Raw genomic sequence first — 18,213 nt, 5'->3', positions numbered from 1 at the left:
TAATGTAAATCGTATGGCAAGTGCCATTTACAGAAAATTAACTTATGGTCTGAAGATAGGTGGTACTTTGGTATCAACTTATGGGAACTTTTCCCGGTTTGGGTGGGAATACTTCCCAATCTTTAGCTGCGGTGGAATATTTCCCTGTCGACGAGCCCTTTGAATACTGCGTTAAAGTGTAGTTTTAAATTCTGAAAAACGTCGTATGTTATTAAAGAGGCATGCAGAAAATTGATATGCCTCAAAGGAGAACACATGCGTTTCTGGGTTATTGCTCTATGTCTGCTTACTTTGTTGCCTGCATTGTCAGATGGCAGAGGCGTGGCTGCGGGCGCGAAAACAGAAGCCTTGGTTGCAGCTGTCAGCGGCGATTTGTTTGTTGTTGCCGAGCAACCAGATGCTGAGTCGGAGTCCGAAAACGGCGATGGCATCTTGTCTCCTGTCGACATCGCGCTTCCGCGTTTTATTTCTCTCTCTGATACTGAAATAGTCAGTCACGGCGTTGCCGATTATTACAGTAACAATGAGATCAGAGGTCCGCCCCGCTTTTCCTGATATCAACTGCGGGTTGCAAATTGGTTGCAGCCAGAATCTTCGATATTTAAGGAATTAGCTATGCATACTTTACCTCTATACAAAACTGAATCTGTGGATAAACTCGCCTGGCCTGAAGTGCAAAACAGACTCACCTTGCAGTCGCCTGCAAAAGCCGTTTTCACCGACTTTAAACAACATATGCCGCTGGTCATTGATTACGATGCTAAAGCGGCTGACCTCGAGCAGTTGATGAAGCAGTCGCACGTGAAAATGAAAATTGTGTTGGATAAATCCGGCCAGTTCAGCGGTATTGTTACATTGGCAGATTTGACCAGTCAGCGCATTATGCAGAAAGTTGCTCAGGGAATTCCCCGCAGCGAATTGACAGCCGCAGATTTCATGCAACCTAAATCTATGTTGCAGTCGTTCGACTATGAGCAGCTCGCATACGCTACCGTTGAAGATATTATCTGTACGCTGAAAGATAATGGGCAGCAGCATTGTTTGGTGATCGACCGTGAGGAGCACGTTATACGCGGTATTATCAGTGTGAGTGACATTGCCAGAGAATTGCACCTGCCTCTAGATATTCAGGCTCAGCCCTCCTTCTCTGCGTTATCCAGCGTGATTGCTGCCTGAACGAAGAAACTGGTATGGTGTTCTTGCCATGCCGGTTTCAGCTCAAATAAAGTGGGTCGTGAAATAACTTGCGACCCTCTATTTACCTAAGACTTTCTATTCTCTGAACAAACCATGTTGTTGCTAAAGTTGATGTTTATGCAGCAAAAAGCCATTTTCCCTGTTGCCAGAATTGATGTTCTGGAAAGTTTGGGCAATTTTTTCCTTATTTTCAGCGGTTAAATGGATAAATTTAACTAAACTGTAATAACTGGAATGGTTCTCGCAACAACAGGAGCATACAGGTCCCAATTACAGGAGCAATCGCTATGCATGCAACGGGAACATCACCAGCCGTTTTAATGAAAGCCTATGTAATGGCCTATGAAGCGATAGGTTTGACACCGCCAGAGGCTGCGAATTTACTGGGTGTGTCGGAAAATGCGCTAACCCAGAGTTTATATGTGGGGTTTGCAGAAAACTCCAACGAAGCAGAAATTCAACTGGCATTGGTACGGATGTATCATTTGCTGTTTGCGTTGTCAGATGGTGACAGTCGGCGTATTGCTGAATGGTTGAACCGCTTTAATTTTCATCTAAATGCAGTGCCGCTTACCGTTTGTCATAATTTGGCAGGCATTATTTACGTTACGGATTATCTTGAAGATTTGCACAGCGGAGGGGGAATGCCGTTTGTGGATATCAAAGGCCACATTCATGCGGCCAATGATGACGAAGAAAGAACGATGCGAAGGTAGGCTGGGCCTAGTTCCCTGCCTCAAATGCTTCTGCATCCTTACGTTTATCAACTTTATGCTGGTCTTCAGAGCGACCTTCCCGCCAGTAGCTACTGATATACAACTGCTCATGGGCAACATGGCGTTCTTTCACCAATAGTTGACGCAATCCGCGCATATCTGAAAATTCACACGCTACCCAAATGCCGGGTTTTCCAGGGTGCCACGACAGTGCTGCCACTTCGTCAATCAGGTTGTCATTGCCGGTTACCCAGATAACCGATACGCCTGCGGGTGCTTCCAGAGCTTGAATGTCGTCTGCCGTCGTTACTTTAATTACTGCATAACCCACGGTTTCTGGTGCGAGTTTCTCCAGATAGGTAGAGATAGCGGGTAGCGACGTCATGTCACCAGCGAATAATACCCAGTCATAACTCTCGGCTAAACCTTTGGAACTGCCCGGTCCGCCAACGACAATGGTGTCACCTTCCAATGCAGAGGCAGCCCAATAGGACGCAGGGCCGCTGTGTTTGCCATTACCGTGTATTGCCATGTCTACATCCATTTCACCGGCATTTTGATTAATTGCCCGAATGGTGTAGGTACGAAGCTGTGCATCTTTCATAGATGCGGGGGGGATGTTAGTGGATTACCATCGAAATCAAACATCAGTTTGACGTACGCAGAGGTTTCTATTTCAGGATATTGCTTCAGTGCTTCACCAGAAAAGGTAATGCGACGCATGTTAGGGGTGAGTTCACGATTTTCTTTTACCACTAGACAGGCGGGTTGTCTTGGCTGTCTTTTTTCCATAATACTCTTCTCATTTAACTATTCACTGGTGATTGTAAATACGAATCATTATTGAGAACAGCTCATTGTTACGGATAAACAAACACCGGGAAATCGTATAAATCGAACATAAAAAAAAAGCCGGTGACCTGACGGCACCGGCAAAACACTTTTAGGAATACACATGGAAGCAGAAACAATGACATTCAACAACTGTCGTTCTGTAAGATAAACATTAGTTCATGATGATTTATTGATCGACATGGAAGACCATATCAACGTAGTAAACTGTATACCTATTGACCAGAATATTCGTCTATGGCAGTAAAATTGATTGTTTAAACCCTGGAAAAAAAGCTCCCGCCATGTGGCGGGAGAAATCAGAGGTTTTGGAAAGGCCGGGATAGGCCTAGAGGGGAGATTAACTGCCAAGAAGACAGTTCACTTTCAACGTCACAACGTCATCAGTGTTCTTTGCACAACCTGAACATTCCTCTGTGAAGTATTCAGATCTGCTAAATTAGGTAACAATCCTTCGTACTGCTGACATCCTGTCTGCTTTTCCTAAAGTGATTTCCTTGTCTGATTCTTTTAATGCCAGTTGTGTGCCAGAGTGGTAATTTTACCCGTTGTTATTTTAAATTAATGAATTTTATGGGTTTTTTATGTTAATGGAAGCGAGGGTGGATATTGCGGGTAAATAAGCATGGAAATATTTACCCACTCAGTGTGTATTTTTTCATACACACTGTTAACACTGCATTTTTATCTCGATGAATTCGCGGTTCTACATACTTCATGGAGCAGGCGCATTGGAATAACGCAACCCGCTTTCCAATTCGAGAGCGCTTAGGCTAACTGTTTTCTTATTTTGGCGGGTAAGTATTTCTCTACAGCCTTTCCTGTAACCGACCACACAAGCACGGCCGTCCAGGCAATCACTGAAAAGCCGGCGGGAATGCAAGCCAGCGCAATGAGCTTTGCTTGTTTACGGTTAAAAATCATCGCTAAGATCGCGGGCAAGAACCACAAGACTGCTACAGCAGCACAAATAACAATAAGCTCTACAGCGGATACATCCTGAAGTCGGGTAAAAAATTCATTCACGGTCACTCTCCTTATTAACTTGTTCATTGTGCTTAGTCCAAGGCGAATCACTTTTATTACAGGTTGCTGCAATAATTTGTTGAGCAGGACTAATATCTGATGGATGTCAGCTAAGAAAAGGGCTGAGAGAATAATGGCAGTTTTAGTTGTTTTGTAGTCATATGTGACATAGCTAAGTGCAGTAGATTAATCATCTCCTGAATAAATGTTGAGCAAATATTATGACTAAAACGATTTGTATTCTTGCCTATGAGGGCGTCGAACTACTGGATTTATCAGGCCCACAGTCTGCATTTTTTGAAGCGAATCAGTGTCAGCCCGATAGCTATGAAATGAAAGTAGTGGGTTTCAGCACTCAGGCTGTTACTTGTGAGGCCGGCCTGCAGATTATACCCGAGCTGTCTATTGAAGATATCGGTAACTGCCATTCCCTCATTATTCCTGGCGGCGCGGGTAGTCGTAGTGACAGTATTACCGAATCGGATTTAGAAAAGCTCAGAAAGCTGATGGCTCACTCAGAGCGGGTGGTTTCTATCTGTACCGGAGCATATTTGCTTGCGCGAACAGGATTGCCTTCGGGAACGAAAGTCGCCACACATTGGGCTTTCGCAGAAAAATTGAAAAGCGCATTTCCCGCACTAACGGTAGAAAGCGCAAAACTCTATATCAGAGATGGGAAGTATTGGTCGTCTGCCGGTGTGACTTCTGGCATCGATTTAACATTAAGCCTGATTGAAGCCGATTGCGGCAAGGCTGTTGCTCATTATGTGGCTAAACACCTTGTGGTTTATATGAAACGTTCAGGTAATCAGAAGCAGTACTCGGACTTACTTGATATTCAGTCGCCCAGGCAAGATCGCCTGGGCAATGTGATTGATTGGATTCGGGACAATATCGGCCGCGATATCACGGTTTCTCTTCTTGCGGAACAACTTTGCCTAAGCGAACGACAATGTCATCGGTTCTTTATTGATGAAACGGGGCTTAATCCAGCAGCCTATGTGGAGAAATTTCGCATGCAGGTGGCCAGCGATCTGTTGGTCAGTTCAGAGCGGGAAATGAAAGCCATTGCCGGGTTAGTGGGTTTTTCCTCTTACGATGGCTTTCGCCGGGCCTTTATTCGTAATTATACCGTTTCGCCTTCTGCATATAGGAATGCATTTCGGTTTATCTAATTAAATATGCGAGTGTTAAAAATAAATTTATATTTATATTTTTAAATAGACGTATTTAAATTTTTTTGACCGATTGAATTATCTACCCCCAAAACATGACAGGTTTTTAATCTAACAGTTTTAAACTCTGACTTTTTAAAGTGTATATATCTGAATTTAAAGGTTATTTCGCAAAGTAAAGAACTTGGGGTTCAACTAGTTTAAATAATTATACTTTCGTCTATTTTTTTTACTTTTTTCCAGACCACACTTGTAAAAAAATGCATAATGGAGCGCTAAATTTCAGGGAAGTACTTTTCATGAATATCAAAAATTGTGAAGACGAAGCGATTCATTTAATCGAGTCAGTACAGAGCTTTGGCTATCTTCTGGCTATTGAGCCAGGAACTGGGCTGGTTCGCGTGATGAGTGCAAACATCGGCGATATTTTTTCATCGCCCATCGTGCCAAATGAAACACTGATGTCTGAGTTGGTAGAAATGCCCGACAACAGTACAGATATTCTCACCGAACTTTATGCTAAGGCGGAAGCGGCAGGTCGCCGTCATTCGTACGAGTGGAAGTTTCGCAATCAAATTTACCACGATGGTGAATGGCACCAATTGGTCAGCAGTGTTATTTACGCCAGTGGTGTCTATCTCATTATTGAGCTCGAGCCCTCACCGGTGCTCACTGGCAGTGTATCGTCTAAATGGACGCCAACAGATACCGATATCCGCCCCTTACTGCCTAGTCTTTTTGAACTTAACTCTGTGGAAGCCGTGGCAGATAAGATAGCGTCGGCCATGCGCGGCTTTATCGATTTCGACCGGGTGTGCGTATACAAGTTTGATAAGGACTATTGTGGAGAAGTCATCGGTGAAGATTGCGCCGACGATATGGTACCGTTCAAAGGTTTACGGTTCCCCGCTTCAGATATTCCTTCTCAGGCTCGTGCACTTTACGTTAAGAACCTGGTTCGTTGTGTATACGATACCGATGAAGCGCCAGTACCTTTACTACCCGCGCTCTCTGATAGTGAAAGAAAGCCCCTTGATATGTCACTTTCTATGGTAAGAGGGGTTTCGTCTGTTCATTTACAATATATGCGTAACATGGGCATTCGCGCCTCTTTCTCCGTATCGCTGATTTTTGAAAATCGTCTTTGGGGACTCATTGCTTGCCATAACCGCGAGCCGAAATATGTAGAGCAGCGTAGTCGATTAATTTGCGAAAGCTTGTGCCAGGTTTTTACTTATCAATTGCATGGAAAAAGCGTAGAGGTCAAAAGAGAATCGCTGCAGAAACGTCAGCAAAATTTGAATCAGGCGATCAATGCCTTGACCACCAAAGGTAATCCGCTGGAAGGACTAAAAGACGAGCAGGACTTGTTATTATCGACCATGCGGGTATGTGGTATTGCGGTGGTCACGCCTAACTCCCATTATCTGGTAGGGAAAACGCCCAGCTTTGAAACGATTTCCCACCTGTTTCATGAGTATTCCAGCGATAAGTCTGGACCATCGAAGGTAACCGCACTGACACGGATCTCCAGCGACATAATCGCAAACTTTAAGTTGAATGGTGTTCGCGGCTTGTTTATATCTCCGGTTTCGAGCCGCCATGGTTACTACACAATGTGGTTCCGTGAGCCTGTAGACAAAACCGTACGCTGGGCAGGTAAATTGCAAACCGATAGTGATAAGCCTAAATCACTAACGCCGAGAGATTCATTCGAGACGTATCTGCAAACAGTGGTGGATCAGTCTGTTGACTGGACTACCGACGATAAATTACTCATTGAAGCCTTTGAGCAATTGTTTATCCCTTATGCGCTGGGAATGAAAAATTCGCTGGATAGCCAGGTGGCAAAATTAGAAGAACTGGATAAAGCAAAAGATCAGTTTCTCGCCAGTATTTCCCATGAACTACGTACCCCACTGAACTCGATTATGGGGTGGACGGATCTGGCATTAATGGATACGTCGAATAAAGAGCGTCTGGTTGAAGCGCTGAATGTGGTGAAGCGGGCGGCGGGTACTCAGGCTGCGTTAATTAATGATATTCTGGATCTTTCCCGAATCATCTCAGGCACCATGAAGCTGAGTACGCACACAGTGCCAATTAGCGAAGCGATTAAAGACGTAACCAAGCAATTCGAGGCAGGTTTCGGGGCGAAGAACATTCACTTAACCAGTGTGTTCAAAGACGAGCATACCACCATTCTGGCAGATAAAGTGCGCATCAAACAGGTGATACACAACCTGCTCTCCAATGCCCTTAAATTCACGCCTAAAGGCGGCTCTGTCACCATTAGTGGGGCCCGCGACCATTCTAATTATAAATTCTTCGTGCGTGACACCGGAAAAGGTATCCCGGAAGAGCAATTAAATTACGTTTTCGAGCGCTTTTATCAAGGTAAGGTTTCACACAATAAACAGGGCTTGGGCCTTGGGTTATCGATTGTTAAAAGTATTGTGGAAATGCACGGCGGTAGTATTTGGGCAATGAGCGATGGGGAAGGGTTGGGAACCACATTTTATGTGACCTTACCCATTGCCCCTGTTGCTACGAAACGCCCGGAAGAAACGCAAACCAATATTGTTGAAGGCGCAGCGGGAAGCAGTGATCGTCTTCGTGGGTTGCGTATTCTGGTTGCTGAAGACGAAGAAGATGCCCGCAGATTCATTCGCCTGTTCCTTGAAAGTCACGGTGCAGTTGTCACCCTGGCGAAAAATGGTCTGGTAGCCTGGAAGTTACTCAATGAAACGCCAGAAGCGTTTAATCTGGTGCTTTCTGATATTGGTATGCCGGAACTTGATGGTTTGGGTTACATCGCGAAAATCAGAAGCAGTCAACGAGAAGATATTCGGAATTTCGATGCGGTTGCACTGACTGCTTATGCCTATACGGCGGATAGGGTTAAAGCCCTGAAGGCGGGCTTTTCCAACTATGTTTCTAAGCCGGTTGATGCCGAAGAGTTGCTAACCGTACTGGAAATGTACAAGCCGGAATAACCTTTCACGCCTTATCTGAACCTCAGATAAGGCGCATGGGCGCTTTACACATAAGAAAGCCACAGCATGAGTAAAGCGCCGCCTATCATGAACAAATTCTCTGAAAGTGATACAAAACCCAACGGCACATTACTGTCGCCGCCCACGCAAGCACACTTGAGTTCCCGCTTATCGATGTAAACCGCTTTAACAACGGAAACCGCCCCGATGGTACCGATAAAAAGCGAGATTGGCGCAATGAGAACTGCGGGCAACATCGCTACCATGCCAATACCGGCAAATGCTTCAAGAAAGGGATAAATATAGGCGTAGCGAAGATGTCGCATAGCCAGCAAATCGTAGGTGATAAAAGAGTTGGTGAAACTGAATAAATCTCGCAGTTTCTGAACGGCTAATAGGGTCATAGAAAAGGCGATGAAGAGCAATAGCGTGCGAATGCTAAATAGATTCGCCATTAACGCATGCTGCATAGCCAGCGCTAACAATAATCCAACGGCAAAAATGGCGAGTACAGGTGTATAAGTTGTACCAGACTGGGCGCTGTCTCCTTTGTTGAAAAAGGCTTGGAGGTCGTCATAGCCTCCCACACGCTTACCGTCGATAAATGTTTGTGGCGTCGTTTTTACACCATGCTCTTGTTTAAACCTGTCGGTTTCTTCGCGCGAGGTCAGCTTATGATCCTCAATCTCAAAGCCTTCTCGTTCTAGCAAATCTTTTGAGCGTAAGCCAAAAGGGCAAATATGCTCGTTTGTTACCATGCGATAGAGAATTGCTTTTTTAGCCATGTTTGCCTCGTTGCAGTATTAACTTGCGAATGAGATAGCTACGCCGGGTGTATGTATTTTGATCTATTGACATTGCTTTTACTCGCTGTAATGCGACAACTTGTGCTTTAGTTGTATTAATTAAAAGGGTTTGAAATGACATACTTATATCTTAAGTTTTGCATTTCATCTTTTTTGCCACGGTGGTAACGTCATATATCGATAATTCGCCTAACGTCTATTTGACGAGCGGTTTTAAAAGAGAAAACCGTGGTCGTACCTGGCCTGGGTGCCAAACAATGTCAGGGATTGCGCCAAGATATTAAAATTGAAACATATTTTGGTTAGGTTTCTGGTTAAGAAAGCGGATGATAGTGCCGATACAAATACTATCCTGGCGCTCAGGCAAGTGCGCTGCGAAATCGAATTCAATATCAATAAATAACTCGTTGGAAAGACAGTCTATGTTTAATCGTCACCTCGTCAAAGAAAATGAAGCACTTCGTCAAGAGCTTCACATGCTCAAACAGGTTCGTGAAAGTTTTTTAGAGGAAACGATTTATCTGCGTCTGGATCATGCTGGTCGAATTGACTTCGTTAATCAACATTTTCAAAACGAGCTCGGATATACCGCATCTGACGTAAAGGGCCGTCCATTTCTAGAGTTTGTTCCTGAAATTGCTAAGTCGACAATGCACTACAAAAAGCTCAAAAGTGCTTTCGATATTAATCAAACTTATCAGGGCGCTATAGAATTTACGCGTCGAAATGGCGAAGAAGCCTGGCTGCGCAGCATTTTGCAGCCCGTTGTTGATATAGAAGGCCGGTTAGATCATTACTCTGTGAGCATGACAGATCTCACAAGAACGATTGCGTTGTCTAAAGAACATGAAGATTTGGTTGAAGCACTGCACAAATCGACAGCCACTATCGAGTTTGACCTTAACGGTCATGTCATCGACGCCAACAAGCCGTTTTTGCGCACAGTAAAATACGACCTGAATGACATCAAAGGCAAACATCACCGAATCTTCTGTACCGATGAAGAAGCGAATTCTGAGGGCTACAAACAGTTCTGGGCCAAGTTAGCCCGTGGCGAGTTTGTCGCGGGTCGCTTTAAGCGCGTGGATTCGCATGGAAATACAATTTGGCTGGAAGCAACGTATAACCCGATTCACGATTCTCACGGACGCCTTTATAAGGTATTTAAGTTTGCCACTGAGATCACAGCCCAGGTTGCGCAGGAGCAAGCCGTATCGAACGCGGCAGACATTGCCTATCACACATCTAACAATACCGATGCAGTGGCACGAAAAGGTAAAGATGTTATTAACAAGGTGCTAGAGGAAATGTCTTCGCTGTCTGAACAAATGGATAAAGCGAAAGAAGGTATTCACGCCCTCGACTCACAATCTCAACAAATTGCCACGATTATTGGCAGTATCAGCGCCATTGCAGATCAAACCAACCTGCTTGCATTGAACGCGGCCATCGAGGCGGCGCGGGCAGGAGACCAAGGTCGTGGATTTGCTGTTGTTGCCGATGAAGTGCGTCAGTTGGCTTCGCGCACCTCAGAAGCGACTGATGAAATTGTCAACGTGGTGAAACACAACCAATCTCTGGCTGCTGAAGCGGTAGACCTTGTAAACAAGGGTGATGAGAAAGCGCAGACAGGTTTGTCGTACGCTGAAGAGGCCGGTGCGGTTATTGAAGAAATTCAAAATGGTGCCAGAGCGGTTGTTGATGCTGTTGGCCAGTTTGCAAATCAGCTAAACAACTAAATAGATTTTTCTTATATAAAAACGCAGCATGATCAACATGCTGCGTTTTTTTTTGCAAAATACATTGATACATTAGTTTTTATTTATATAATGAGGGCGAATATCTTAGACTTGATGTGAATAACCAGGCTAAATCTAATGTCTTCATTGTTGTTACGCTTTGCCACTCAGTGCGCTGGCTGGGTCTACATTCTTCTTCTGGCACTCACTCTGGGTGCCGGCGCGATGATCCCTTATCTGACAGTCGATACCGATCCGGAAAACATGCTGCCTGCCGACCATCCGGCGAGGATTTTTCATAACCAGACCAAGCAGACTTTCGCCATGCACGATGCCATTGTAGTAGGCGTGGTGGCAGAGCAGGACACCAACGGTGTCTACACACCGGAAACCTTGTCTGAAGTAAAGCAGCTTACGGATACCATTCTTGATATGGATGGTGTGATTGATGCGGATTTAATGTCACTTTCCACGGTGGACAATATCTCTCAGGCCGGGCCGGGAACGATTCGGTTTGAATGGATGATGGACAAAGCACCCGTTGATGAAGCGGGCGCTAAAGCCGTTGAACAGAACATCTCCCGCCTGCCGCTGCTGTACGATACGCTGGTGGCGGAAACCGGTAAAGCGGCTGCGATTTATGTGCCCATTGCGGATAAAAATGAAAGTTACCGTATTGCTGAAGACATCCGTGCCGCTATCAGCAAAATGGGGTCGCAGCAGCAGTGGTATATCACCGGCCTGCCGGTGGCAGAAGATCAGTTTGGCGTGGAAATGTTTATCCAGATGGGGATTTCTGCGCCTTTGGCCGGGCTGATGATTTTCATTTTGCTGTTCCTGTTTTTCCGCAGTCTGCCGCTGATCATTGCGCCTATGGTGGTAGCCATGGCGACGGTGATTGTCACCATGGGTATTATGATTGGCATGGGCTTTACCGTGCACATTATGTCGTCGATGATAGCGATTTTCCTGATGCCTATCGCGGTAGTAGACTCGGTGCACATTTTGTCTGAGTTCTCAGACCGCTATAAGCCCGGTGAGAACGCAGGGGAAGTCATCAGTAAGGTGGTGTCTCATCTGTTCACGCCCATGCTATATACCTCAATAACCTCATCCGTAGGCTTTTTCTCGCTGATGCTCACGCCCATTCCACCGGTGCAGATCTTCGGCGCGTTTGTTGGCTTCGGTATTCTGTTTGCCTTCCTGGTCACGCTGGTGTTTATGCCCGCCTATGTATCTCGGATGAGTGACAAAACCTTAGTGAATTTGCAGCAGGCACTGCACGGTGAAGGTGATGGTCAGTCTCGTGTTGCTGCCATTGCCCGAAGTATTGGTAAGCTGGCAATGTCCTGGCGTCGCGGCTGGCTGGTGGTGTTCAGCGCACTGTTTGCAGTATCAGTATGGGGCATTACCCAGATTCAGATTAATGACAACCCGGTTCGCTGGTTTAAAGCTGACCACGAAATTCGTGTGGCCGACAGAGTGCTGAACGAGAATTTTGCCGGTACTTACAATGCCTACCTGGTGTTTAGTGATACCAATGCAGTGCCGTCGGCAGCGGCATTAATTGGGGTGGATGTACCCGAAGAATTATCTGGCTGGCAGTGGGATACGCTTAAATCTGTGACAGAACAACCCCCAACTGCTGCACTGGAATCACTGATTATCGCTATTGACGACGCCATGTTTACCGTGGAGTCGGATGAAGCCGTGGCGTATCTGGATGAACTGGTAGCACGCGCAGAGCAAGCCCTGTCGGTCAGTAAAACGTTTCAGTCTCCTGAGCAATTGGCCTATATCGCAGATTTGCAGCAATATCTGGCGACTACAGGCCTGGTGGGTAAATCGAATTCCCTGTCTGATGTAGTAAAGGTGGTTAATCGCGAACTCCGTGGCGGTGAAGAGAAAGACTATGCCCTGCCGGACTCGCCACAGGCGGTGGCGCAAACGTTATTACAATATCAGTCATCACACCGACCCAATGATTTATGGCACTTCGTTACTCCGGATTACCGTGAAAGCCTGCTGTGGTTGCAGCTTACCAGTGGTGACAATCAGGACATGACAGCGGCGACGAAGCTGGTTGCGCAATACGTGGATGAGCACCCGCTCCCTGCTGGCATAGATTATCAGTGGGCGGGCAAGGCCTATCTGAATGTGGTGTGGCAGGAAAATATGGTCGCCGGCATGCTCGACAGTCTGCTTGGTGCATTCATCATGGTTTTCGTCATGATGGTGGTGCTGTTCCGCTCCGTTGTTTTCGGTGTGCTGGCCATGCTACCTCTGACGATTACCATTGCCTTTATTTACGGCCTCATTGGTATTGTCGGCAAAGATTACGACATGCCCATTGCCGTACTTTCCACACTAACACTGGGGTTATCGGTGGATTTCGCGATACATTTCCTCGAACGTGCACGGGCAATATTCAAAGAAACTAACAATGTATCCGCGACACTTGAAGCCATGTTCGGCGAACCAGCTTCTGCTATTACCCGTAACGCACTGGTTATCGCGCTGGGCTTTACGCCTTTACTGTTTGCCCCGCTGGTGCCCTACATCACCGTAGGTGTTTTCCTCGCCAGCATCATGGCAATTTCCGCACTGGTTACCCTACTGGTGCTGCCTGCAGCAATGAGTTTGCTGCATCGTTTTGTTTTCAAATCCCGTTAACCGGGAGCAGGAGAGTAAGATGGTTGTGGGAAGTATGAAATCTGCAATGGCACTGGCATTCACCGGTTTACTGGTGGCGTCTGTACCAGCATGGTCTGCTGAACTCGATGTAAACGAGCTGATTCAGGCATCAGAACGGGCATCGTATTATGCCGGTGACGATGGCCGTTCAGATGCGCGAATGATGATTGTGGACGCGCAGGGCCGTAAGCAGCTGCGTCAATTCACGATTCTGAGAAAAGACGTTGCCGACAATGGCGATCAGAAAATGATGGTGTTCTTCACCCGTCCGGCCGATGTGCGCGATACGGTGTTCCGGGTAGAAAAACATGCTGCCGTCAGTGAGGACGATGATCGCTGGTTATATCTGCCTGCGCTGGATCTGGTGAAGCGGATTTCCGCCGGTGACAAACGCACTTCATTTGTTGGTTCACACTTTTTCTACGAAGACGTTTCCGGCCGTGCTGTCAGCGAAGATACCTTCACCCTACAGGAAGAAACCGACAGCCGTTACGTACTGAAAGCCGAACCGAAAAACCCTGATTCCGTTGAGTTCAGCTACTACGTGGTGGAAATCGATAAAACTACGAAAATACCTATGCTGATCAACTTCTACAAAGCGAATGGTGAGAACTATCGCCGGGTAGAGGCGGTGGAAGTTGAAACGATTGAGGGTTTTCCCACAGTGACCCGCTCGAAAGTGTCTGATTTGGCTTCTGGTGGTTACACGCTGATGGAATTCCGAAATATGGACTACAACCTGGGCCTGGAAGACGACATCTTCAGTGAACGTAGTCTGCGCACGCCGCCTATGCAGTGGTTGAAATAATATGGCCGGTAACAGCTTTCGTACAAGCCTGCTGACGGCGGTACTTGCGGTGAGTGTTGGCGTGTTCGCGCAGGAAGCGCCACCAACTGTAGACGATTGGGGCGCTTTTGATGAAATGGGCGATTGGGACGATGAAGACGTCGCGTCTCCGTTCAGCTGGGCCGGATTTATTGATATCGCCGCCGGTACCCGTTTGCAGAGCGACAGCGCTATTCGTGGTGATACTACACTGACTGATATTCGTGGTCAGTTTCAGGCGGATTACGCCTTTGATAGCTCGAAAATCGGCTTTCGTGGTGACGTCTGGTACGATGGTGTCACCGATAGCTGGGAGTCACAAATCCGTGAGCTTTACTGGCAGGGCAATCTCGGTTTTCTCGGTAACGCTGGAGAGAAGTTCGACCTTAAAGCCGGACAACAAATTCTCACCTGGGGTGTCGGCGATTATCTTTTCCTCAACGACTTATTCCCTAAGGATTATCAGTCCTTCTTCGCCGGGCGGGATGACGATTACCTGAAATATCCGTCACTGGCAGTAAAGCTCAGCGGCTACTTCGACCTCGTGAACGTGGATTTTGTGGTGATGCCGGAATTCGAGCCGGACAACGGCATCAACGGTGAGTATTTCTCGTATTTTAATCCCATGCTCGCGGAAAACACCGGTGCCCGTATGGAGATCCCGGATGAAAACAAGCCCGACGACCCGGAATACGCGATGCGTTTATATCGCAGTGTGGCGGGAACAGAACTGGCGATTTACGGTTACAAGGGGTTCACCAAGCTGCCTGAAGCGGCTGATGAACTTGGTAGGCCCTTGTACAGCGACCTTACCGTCACCGGATTCAGTGCCATAAGGCCAGTCGGGCCGGGTATCGGCAAGCTGGAATATGCTTTCCATGACGGTGATGATACCGACGGTTCCAATCCATTAATTCCCAACGATCAGACCCGCTTCCTCATTGGCTACGAGCAGGAACTGGTTGCGAATCTGACCGCTGGCGTGCAGTGGTACACCGAGTTTAATCATGATTTCGATGTGCGGATAGCCAACAGCTCGTGGCCCCAATTCGAGGCGACGGAGCGTCGCCATGTTTTCACTACACAACTGCGCTATCAGGCGTTGCAACAAACCCTGGTGCTGCATGCGTTCAATTTCTGGTCGCCCACCGATGACGATGGTTTCCTGCGTTTCCGGGCAACTTACTCGCCCACAGACAAATGGCAGGTCTCCGGCGGCATGAATCTGTTTTATGGCGATGAAGCACATACGTTTTATGGTCAGTTTGAAGATGCGTCCAATGTGTACGCGTCTTTTCGTTACTTTTTTGAGGGATAACTTATGTCAGCCGAACGCGGGTTAACGGCATTTGCCGGTTTTATGGTGTTACTTAGTGTGGTGCTCACCTGGTTTGTTAGTGAGTATTTTCTCTGGTTTACGGTTTTCATTGGCGCCAATCTGTTCCAGCAGAGCTTTACCGGCTTTTGTCCGGCGACCATCGTTCTACGTAAAGTCTTCGGTTTTAAAACTGAACGGGAACTGGCGCATCAGAAGTAATTTCTGATCTTCCGGGTTCTTCGATGTAAATAACCGGGCCGATGGAGAAGTTTTCGGTTTCAACAATTCGCACATCTTCTTGTTCGATAAGTTTGGCCATAAGCACAAACAAACCAAAGGTCATCGTTAATCCGCAGATACACAGCGTAGCAGTACGCAGCAAAGACTGTGGTAAATTGTATGTTTGAGAGTAGGTGAGCTGCATGGCTTGTCTCCTTTTGACTGGCTCGTCTTAACAAAGTAACGGGGCAGCTTCTTCAAACGGGTTATTTATTTTTCTTTTTTCGGAGTTTTCTTGGAAGGCATTGCATTTTTCGAGCTGTTTACCGGTGCCGGTGAGCTTTCTTCACTGGTTGCCGCAGGCCTCATCGCGCTTACATTCATTACCACCATCATTACTGCCACCATTGGTATTGGCGGTGGCGTTTTATTGCTGGCAACCATGGCGACGGTGATGCCGCTGGCGGCGCTCATTCCTGTTCATGGTTTGGTGCAACTGGGTACAAATGGTAGCCGGGCGTTTATGACTCGGCAGCATACCGACTGGAACATGGTGAAGTGGTTTGTGGCTGGCGCGTTGATTGGTGCTGTCATGGCATCTTTTATTGTGGTGCAATTACCGTTAGTGGCTATTCAGTTTGCCATTGCTGGCTTTATTTTGTTTCTGGTGTGGGGGCCTAAACAGAAAAACCGGGAGTTGGGTGACAAAGGCCGCTTTGTTGCGGGTATTTTTACCACGGTGGCAACCATGTTCGTGGGCGCCACCGGGCCGCTGGTGGCGGGTTTCGTGCATCGTTCTACCAGCGACAAGATGAAGCTGGTATCGACATTTGCTACCTGTATGACTTTTCAGCATCTGCTTAAAGCGTTTGTATTCAGTCTTGCAGGGTTCGCTTTCTTTCAGTGGTTACCATTAGTATTGGCAATGAGTGCCAGTGGCTATGCCGGAACCTGGCTTGGGCTTAAATTTCTGAAAAAAGTCCCGGCTGAAAAGTTTCGTCTAATATTCCGTGTAGTGGTAACACTGTTAGCCATGCGTCTTATCTGGCAGGGAATAGAAGGGCTATGATGGCCAAGCTTTGAGGCGCTTACATCAAAGCTTACATAAAAGCTTACGTCACCGCTTGCGTAACGTCAGCCCATATCGCTGTAACTTACGATACAGCGTACGGGTGCTCACGCCCAGCACTTCTGCGAGTGATTCCGGTGTGCCATCGTAAGTAGCTGCTATATCAGAAAGATAACTGGCTTCTGCCTCATCCAACGTTTTAAGGTGAGGGGTAAATTCAGGCTCGCCAGCAGTATTCTGTACGCTCAGGTGCATCGGTAAGTCGGCAGGGGTAATCAGCTCGTCAACAGAAAGCAGCGCTGATTGCTCCACAATGTTACGTAGTTCACGAATATTGCCGGGGAAGCTGTAGCGACTCAGGAGCAGCAATGTTTCTCGGGTGAAATTTTTATCTGCATGCCCTGTTTGAATAAGAAAGTGATGGCAAAGCTCCGCGATATCTTCCCTGCGCTGTCGCAGCGATGGCAGCAATATGGGAAAGCCTGCGATACGATAATAGAGATCCTGCCTGAACAGACCTTTCTCCACCATCTCTTTTAGATTCTTGTGGGTGGCACACACCAGGCGGAAATTGGATTTTCTTTGCTTTAAGCTGCCCACCGGGCGATAGCTGCCGGTTTCCAGCAAACGTAGTAATTTTACCTGCATACTCAAAGGTACATCGCCAATTTCATCAAAGAACACAGTGCCACCGTCAGCTGCGTCTATCAGCCCCTTTTTCGACGTGCTGGCGCCGGTGAATGCGCCCTTCTCGTATCCAAATAGCTCTGACTCAAATAAGGTTTCGGTTAGACCTGTACACTCAATTACTACAAAGGCTTCTTTACTACGCTTACTGCTGTCGTGAATAGCCTGAGCAACCAGTTCCTTGCCCGAACCGGTTTCCCCCTGGAGTAATACCGCAATATCTGCCGGCGCCGCGCGGCTAATTTGCTGCAACATCTGGCGGAAAGATGGGGCGTTACCAATGAGCTTGCCTTTCCCTGCCTGACTCGAGGCGTATTGAATTCGCTCCAGGATTTCCAAATACCCGAGAACCATACCGTCTTCATCGTGCACCGGTTTCATCAGAATGTCGCAGTATGAATCGCCATGCTGGGTTTTATGATTATGCACCACTGTGGTGGCGCGTCCGGACTGCTGGCACTCTGCCAGCGGGCAGGATTCTCCTGCTTGATCGCATGGCACCGTGTTGCGATGAGATATCTGGTGGCAACGACTCTGACCCGTAATAACGTCATCCTGATAAGTGTCGCGATAAGGCTGATTAACGGCGTGGATAACATAGTCCGGCGTAATAAAAATGGCCGGCTTGTCGATGGCGTTAATCATCGACTGAATGATGCTGATATTCATACCTTGTCTGACGTTATTGGCGCGGTGGTGTCAAATTTGTCAAAAATTATCAATGTTCGCAATGAAAGTTTGCCAATTCTATGAAGATAAATCTTGCGATGGATCAAGTTGCGTCAAAATCTAAAGGTGTAATGTAGCGCCATGAATCCAGCGACGTGTCTTGAGTCTTATCGACTAGCCTGTTGTCTCTGCTGTATGCGTATATCTATCGGTTATTAGCTATT

17 protein-coding genes are annotated in these 18,213 nt (G+C 47.0%); 11 read left to right on the top strand and 6 right to left on the bottom strand.

The features are described from left to right. The first annotated feature begins 255 nt into the window (after nucleotides 1-255). The 3 genes from BFC18_RS01245 to BFC18_RS01235 all read left to right on the top strand — a co-directional run bounded on the left by BFC18_RS01245 (nucleotide 256) and on the right by BFC18_RS01235 (nucleotide 1,913). The gene (locus BFC18_RS01245) at nucleotides 256-555 is read left to right on the top strand and encodes a hypothetical protein (RefSeq protein WP_070123375.1); all 300 of its coding nucleotides are present in this window, start codon (nucleotides 256-258) and stop codon (nucleotides 553-555) included. Between the two features lie 60 nt (nucleotides 556-615). Next, the gene (locus BFC18_RS01240) at nucleotides 616-1,176 is read left to right on the top strand and encodes a CBS domain-containing protein (RefSeq protein WP_070123374.1); all 561 of its coding nucleotides are present in this window, start codon (nucleotides 616-618) and stop codon (nucleotides 1,174-1,176) included. 308 nt (nucleotides 1,177-1,484) lie between these two features. Then, nucleotides 1,485-1,913 (top strand): antitoxin Xre/MbcA/ParS toxin-binding domain-containing protein, encoded by a 429-nt coding sequence (locus tag BFC18_RS01235; RefSeq protein WP_070123373.1) that lies wholly within the window; start codon nucleotides 1,485-1,487, stop codon nucleotides 1,911-1,913. Between the two features lie 7 nt (nucleotides 1,914-1,920). Here the strand turns inward: BFC18_RS01235 and BFC18_RS21990 are convergent, their stop codons facing one another. The 3 genes from BFC18_RS21990 to BFC18_RS01225 all read right to left on the bottom strand — a co-directional run bounded on the left by BFC18_RS21990 (nucleotide 1,921) and on the right by BFC18_RS01225 (nucleotide 3,791). Continuing rightward, on the bottom strand, nucleotides 1,921-2,517 hold the full coding sequence (locus BFC18_RS21990; protein ID WP_281182356.1) for a siderophore-interacting protein: 597 nt from the start codon (nucleotides 2,515-2,517) through the stop codon (nucleotides 1,921-1,923). Further along, nucleotides 2,514-2,705: a siderophore-interacting protein gene (locus tag BFC18_RS21985; RefSeq protein ID WP_281182355.1), complete on the bottom strand. Its 192-nt coding sequence runs from the start codon at nucleotides 2,703-2,705 to the stop codon at nucleotides 2,514-2,516. Before BFC18_RS21985 ends, BFC18_RS21990 begins: the two co-directional genes overlap by 4 nt. 828 nt (nucleotides 2,706-3,533) lie before the next feature. Next, on the bottom strand, nucleotides 3,534-3,791 hold the full coding sequence (locus tag BFC18_RS01225; protein WP_245680308.1) for a superinfection immunity protein: 258 nt from the start codon (nucleotides 3,789-3,791) through the stop codon (nucleotides 3,534-3,536). 221 nt (nucleotides 3,792-4,012) lie between these two features. On the opposite strand from BFC18_RS01225, the gene BFC18_RS01220 reads away from it, so the two are divergent. Continuing rightward, nucleotides 4,013-4,966: a GlxA family transcriptional regulator gene (locus BFC18_RS01220; protein ID WP_070123371.1), complete on the top strand. Its 954-nt coding sequence runs from the start codon at nucleotides 4,013-4,015 to the stop codon at nucleotides 4,964-4,966. Between the two features lie 299 nt (nucleotides 4,967-5,265). After that, the gene (locus BFC18_RS01215) at nucleotides 5,266-7,962 is read left to right on the top strand and encodes an ATP-binding protein (RefSeq protein WP_070123370.1); all 2,697 of its coding nucleotides are present in this window, start codon (nucleotides 5,266-5,268) and stop codon (nucleotides 7,960-7,962) included. Between the two features lie 44 nt (nucleotides 7,963-8,006). On the opposite strand, the gene BFC18_RS01210 is transcribed toward BFC18_RS01215, so the two are convergent. Next, the gene (locus BFC18_RS01210) at nucleotides 8,007-8,747 is read right to left on the bottom strand and encodes a MauE/DoxX family redox-associated membrane protein (protein ID WP_070123369.1); all 741 of its coding nucleotides are present in this window, start codon (nucleotides 8,745-8,747) and stop codon (nucleotides 8,007-8,009) included. A 443-nt stretch (nucleotides 8,748-9,190) separates the two neighbouring features. On the opposite strand from BFC18_RS01210, the gene BFC18_RS01205 reads away from it, so the two are divergent. From BFC18_RS01205 to BFC18_RS01185, 5 genes are all read left to right on the top strand, one after another. After that, the gene (locus BFC18_RS01205; protein ID WP_070123368.1) at nucleotides 9,191-10,507 is read left to right on the top strand and encodes a methyl-accepting chemotaxis protein; all 1,317 of its coding nucleotides are present in this window, start codon (nucleotides 9,191-9,193) and stop codon (nucleotides 10,505-10,507) included. 138 nt (nucleotides 10,508-10,645) lie between these two features. Continuing rightward, nucleotides 10,646-13,180 (top strand): efflux RND transporter permease subunit, encoded by a 2,535-nt coding sequence (locus BFC18_RS01200; RefSeq protein WP_070123367.1) that lies wholly within the window; start codon nucleotides 10,646-10,648, stop codon nucleotides 13,178-13,180. Nucleotides 13,181-13,199: 19 nt separating this feature from the next. Beyond that, a complete protein-coding gene (locus BFC18_RS01195) occupies nucleotides 13,200-14,009 on the top strand; it encodes an outer membrane lipoprotein-sorting protein (protein WP_425388343.1) in 810 nt (269 codons plus the stop codon). A gap of 1 nt (nucleotide 14,010) precedes the next feature. Further along, the gene (locus BFC18_RS01190) at nucleotides 14,011-15,345 is read left to right on the top strand and encodes a hypothetical protein (protein ID WP_070123366.1); all 1,335 of its coding nucleotides are present in this window, start codon (nucleotides 14,011-14,013) and stop codon (nucleotides 15,343-15,345) included. A gap of 3 nt (nucleotides 15,346-15,348) precedes the next feature. Then, complete coding sequence (locus tag BFC18_RS01185) at nucleotides 15,349-15,564, top strand: YgaP family membrane protein (protein WP_070123365.1); 216 nt, start codon at nucleotides 15,349-15,351, stop codon at nucleotides 15,562-15,564. Here BFC18_RS01185 and BFC18_RS01180 read toward each other — a convergent pair. Continuing rightward, nucleotides 15,530-15,769: a hypothetical protein gene (locus BFC18_RS01180; RefSeq protein ID WP_070123364.1), complete on the bottom strand. Its 240-nt coding sequence runs from the start codon at nucleotides 15,767-15,769 to the stop codon at nucleotides 15,530-15,532. The genes BFC18_RS01185 and BFC18_RS01180 overlap by 35 nt on opposite strands. Before the next feature lie 99 nt (nucleotides 15,770-15,868). Here BFC18_RS01180 and BFC18_RS01175 point away from each other — a divergent pair, with 99 nt between their 5' ends. Then, a complete protein-coding gene (locus BFC18_RS01175; RefSeq protein WP_070123486.1) occupies nucleotides 15,869-16,633 on the top strand; it encodes a sulfite exporter TauE/SafE family protein in 765 nt (254 codons plus the stop codon). A 48-nt stretch (nucleotides 16,634-16,681) separates the two neighbouring features. On the opposite strand, the gene BFC18_RS01170 is transcribed toward BFC18_RS01175, so the two are convergent. Next, the gene (locus BFC18_RS01170) at nucleotides 16,682-17,989 is read right to left on the bottom strand and encodes a sigma-54 interaction domain-containing protein (protein WP_245680307.1); all 1,308 of its coding nucleotides are present in this window, start codon (nucleotides 17,987-17,989) and stop codon (nucleotides 16,682-16,684) included. Between the last annotated feature and the right edge of the window lie 224 nt (nucleotides 17,990-18,213).

It is taken from the genome of Alteromonas confluentis (assembly GCF_001757105.1).
Classification (GTDB): Bacteria; Pseudomonadota; Gammaproteobacteria; order Enterobacterales; family Alteromonadaceae; genus Alteromonas; species Alteromonas confluentis.
The sequence above is the reverse complement of the archived record's forward strand: the minus strand, read 5'-3'. Positions and strand labels throughout refer to the sequence as shown.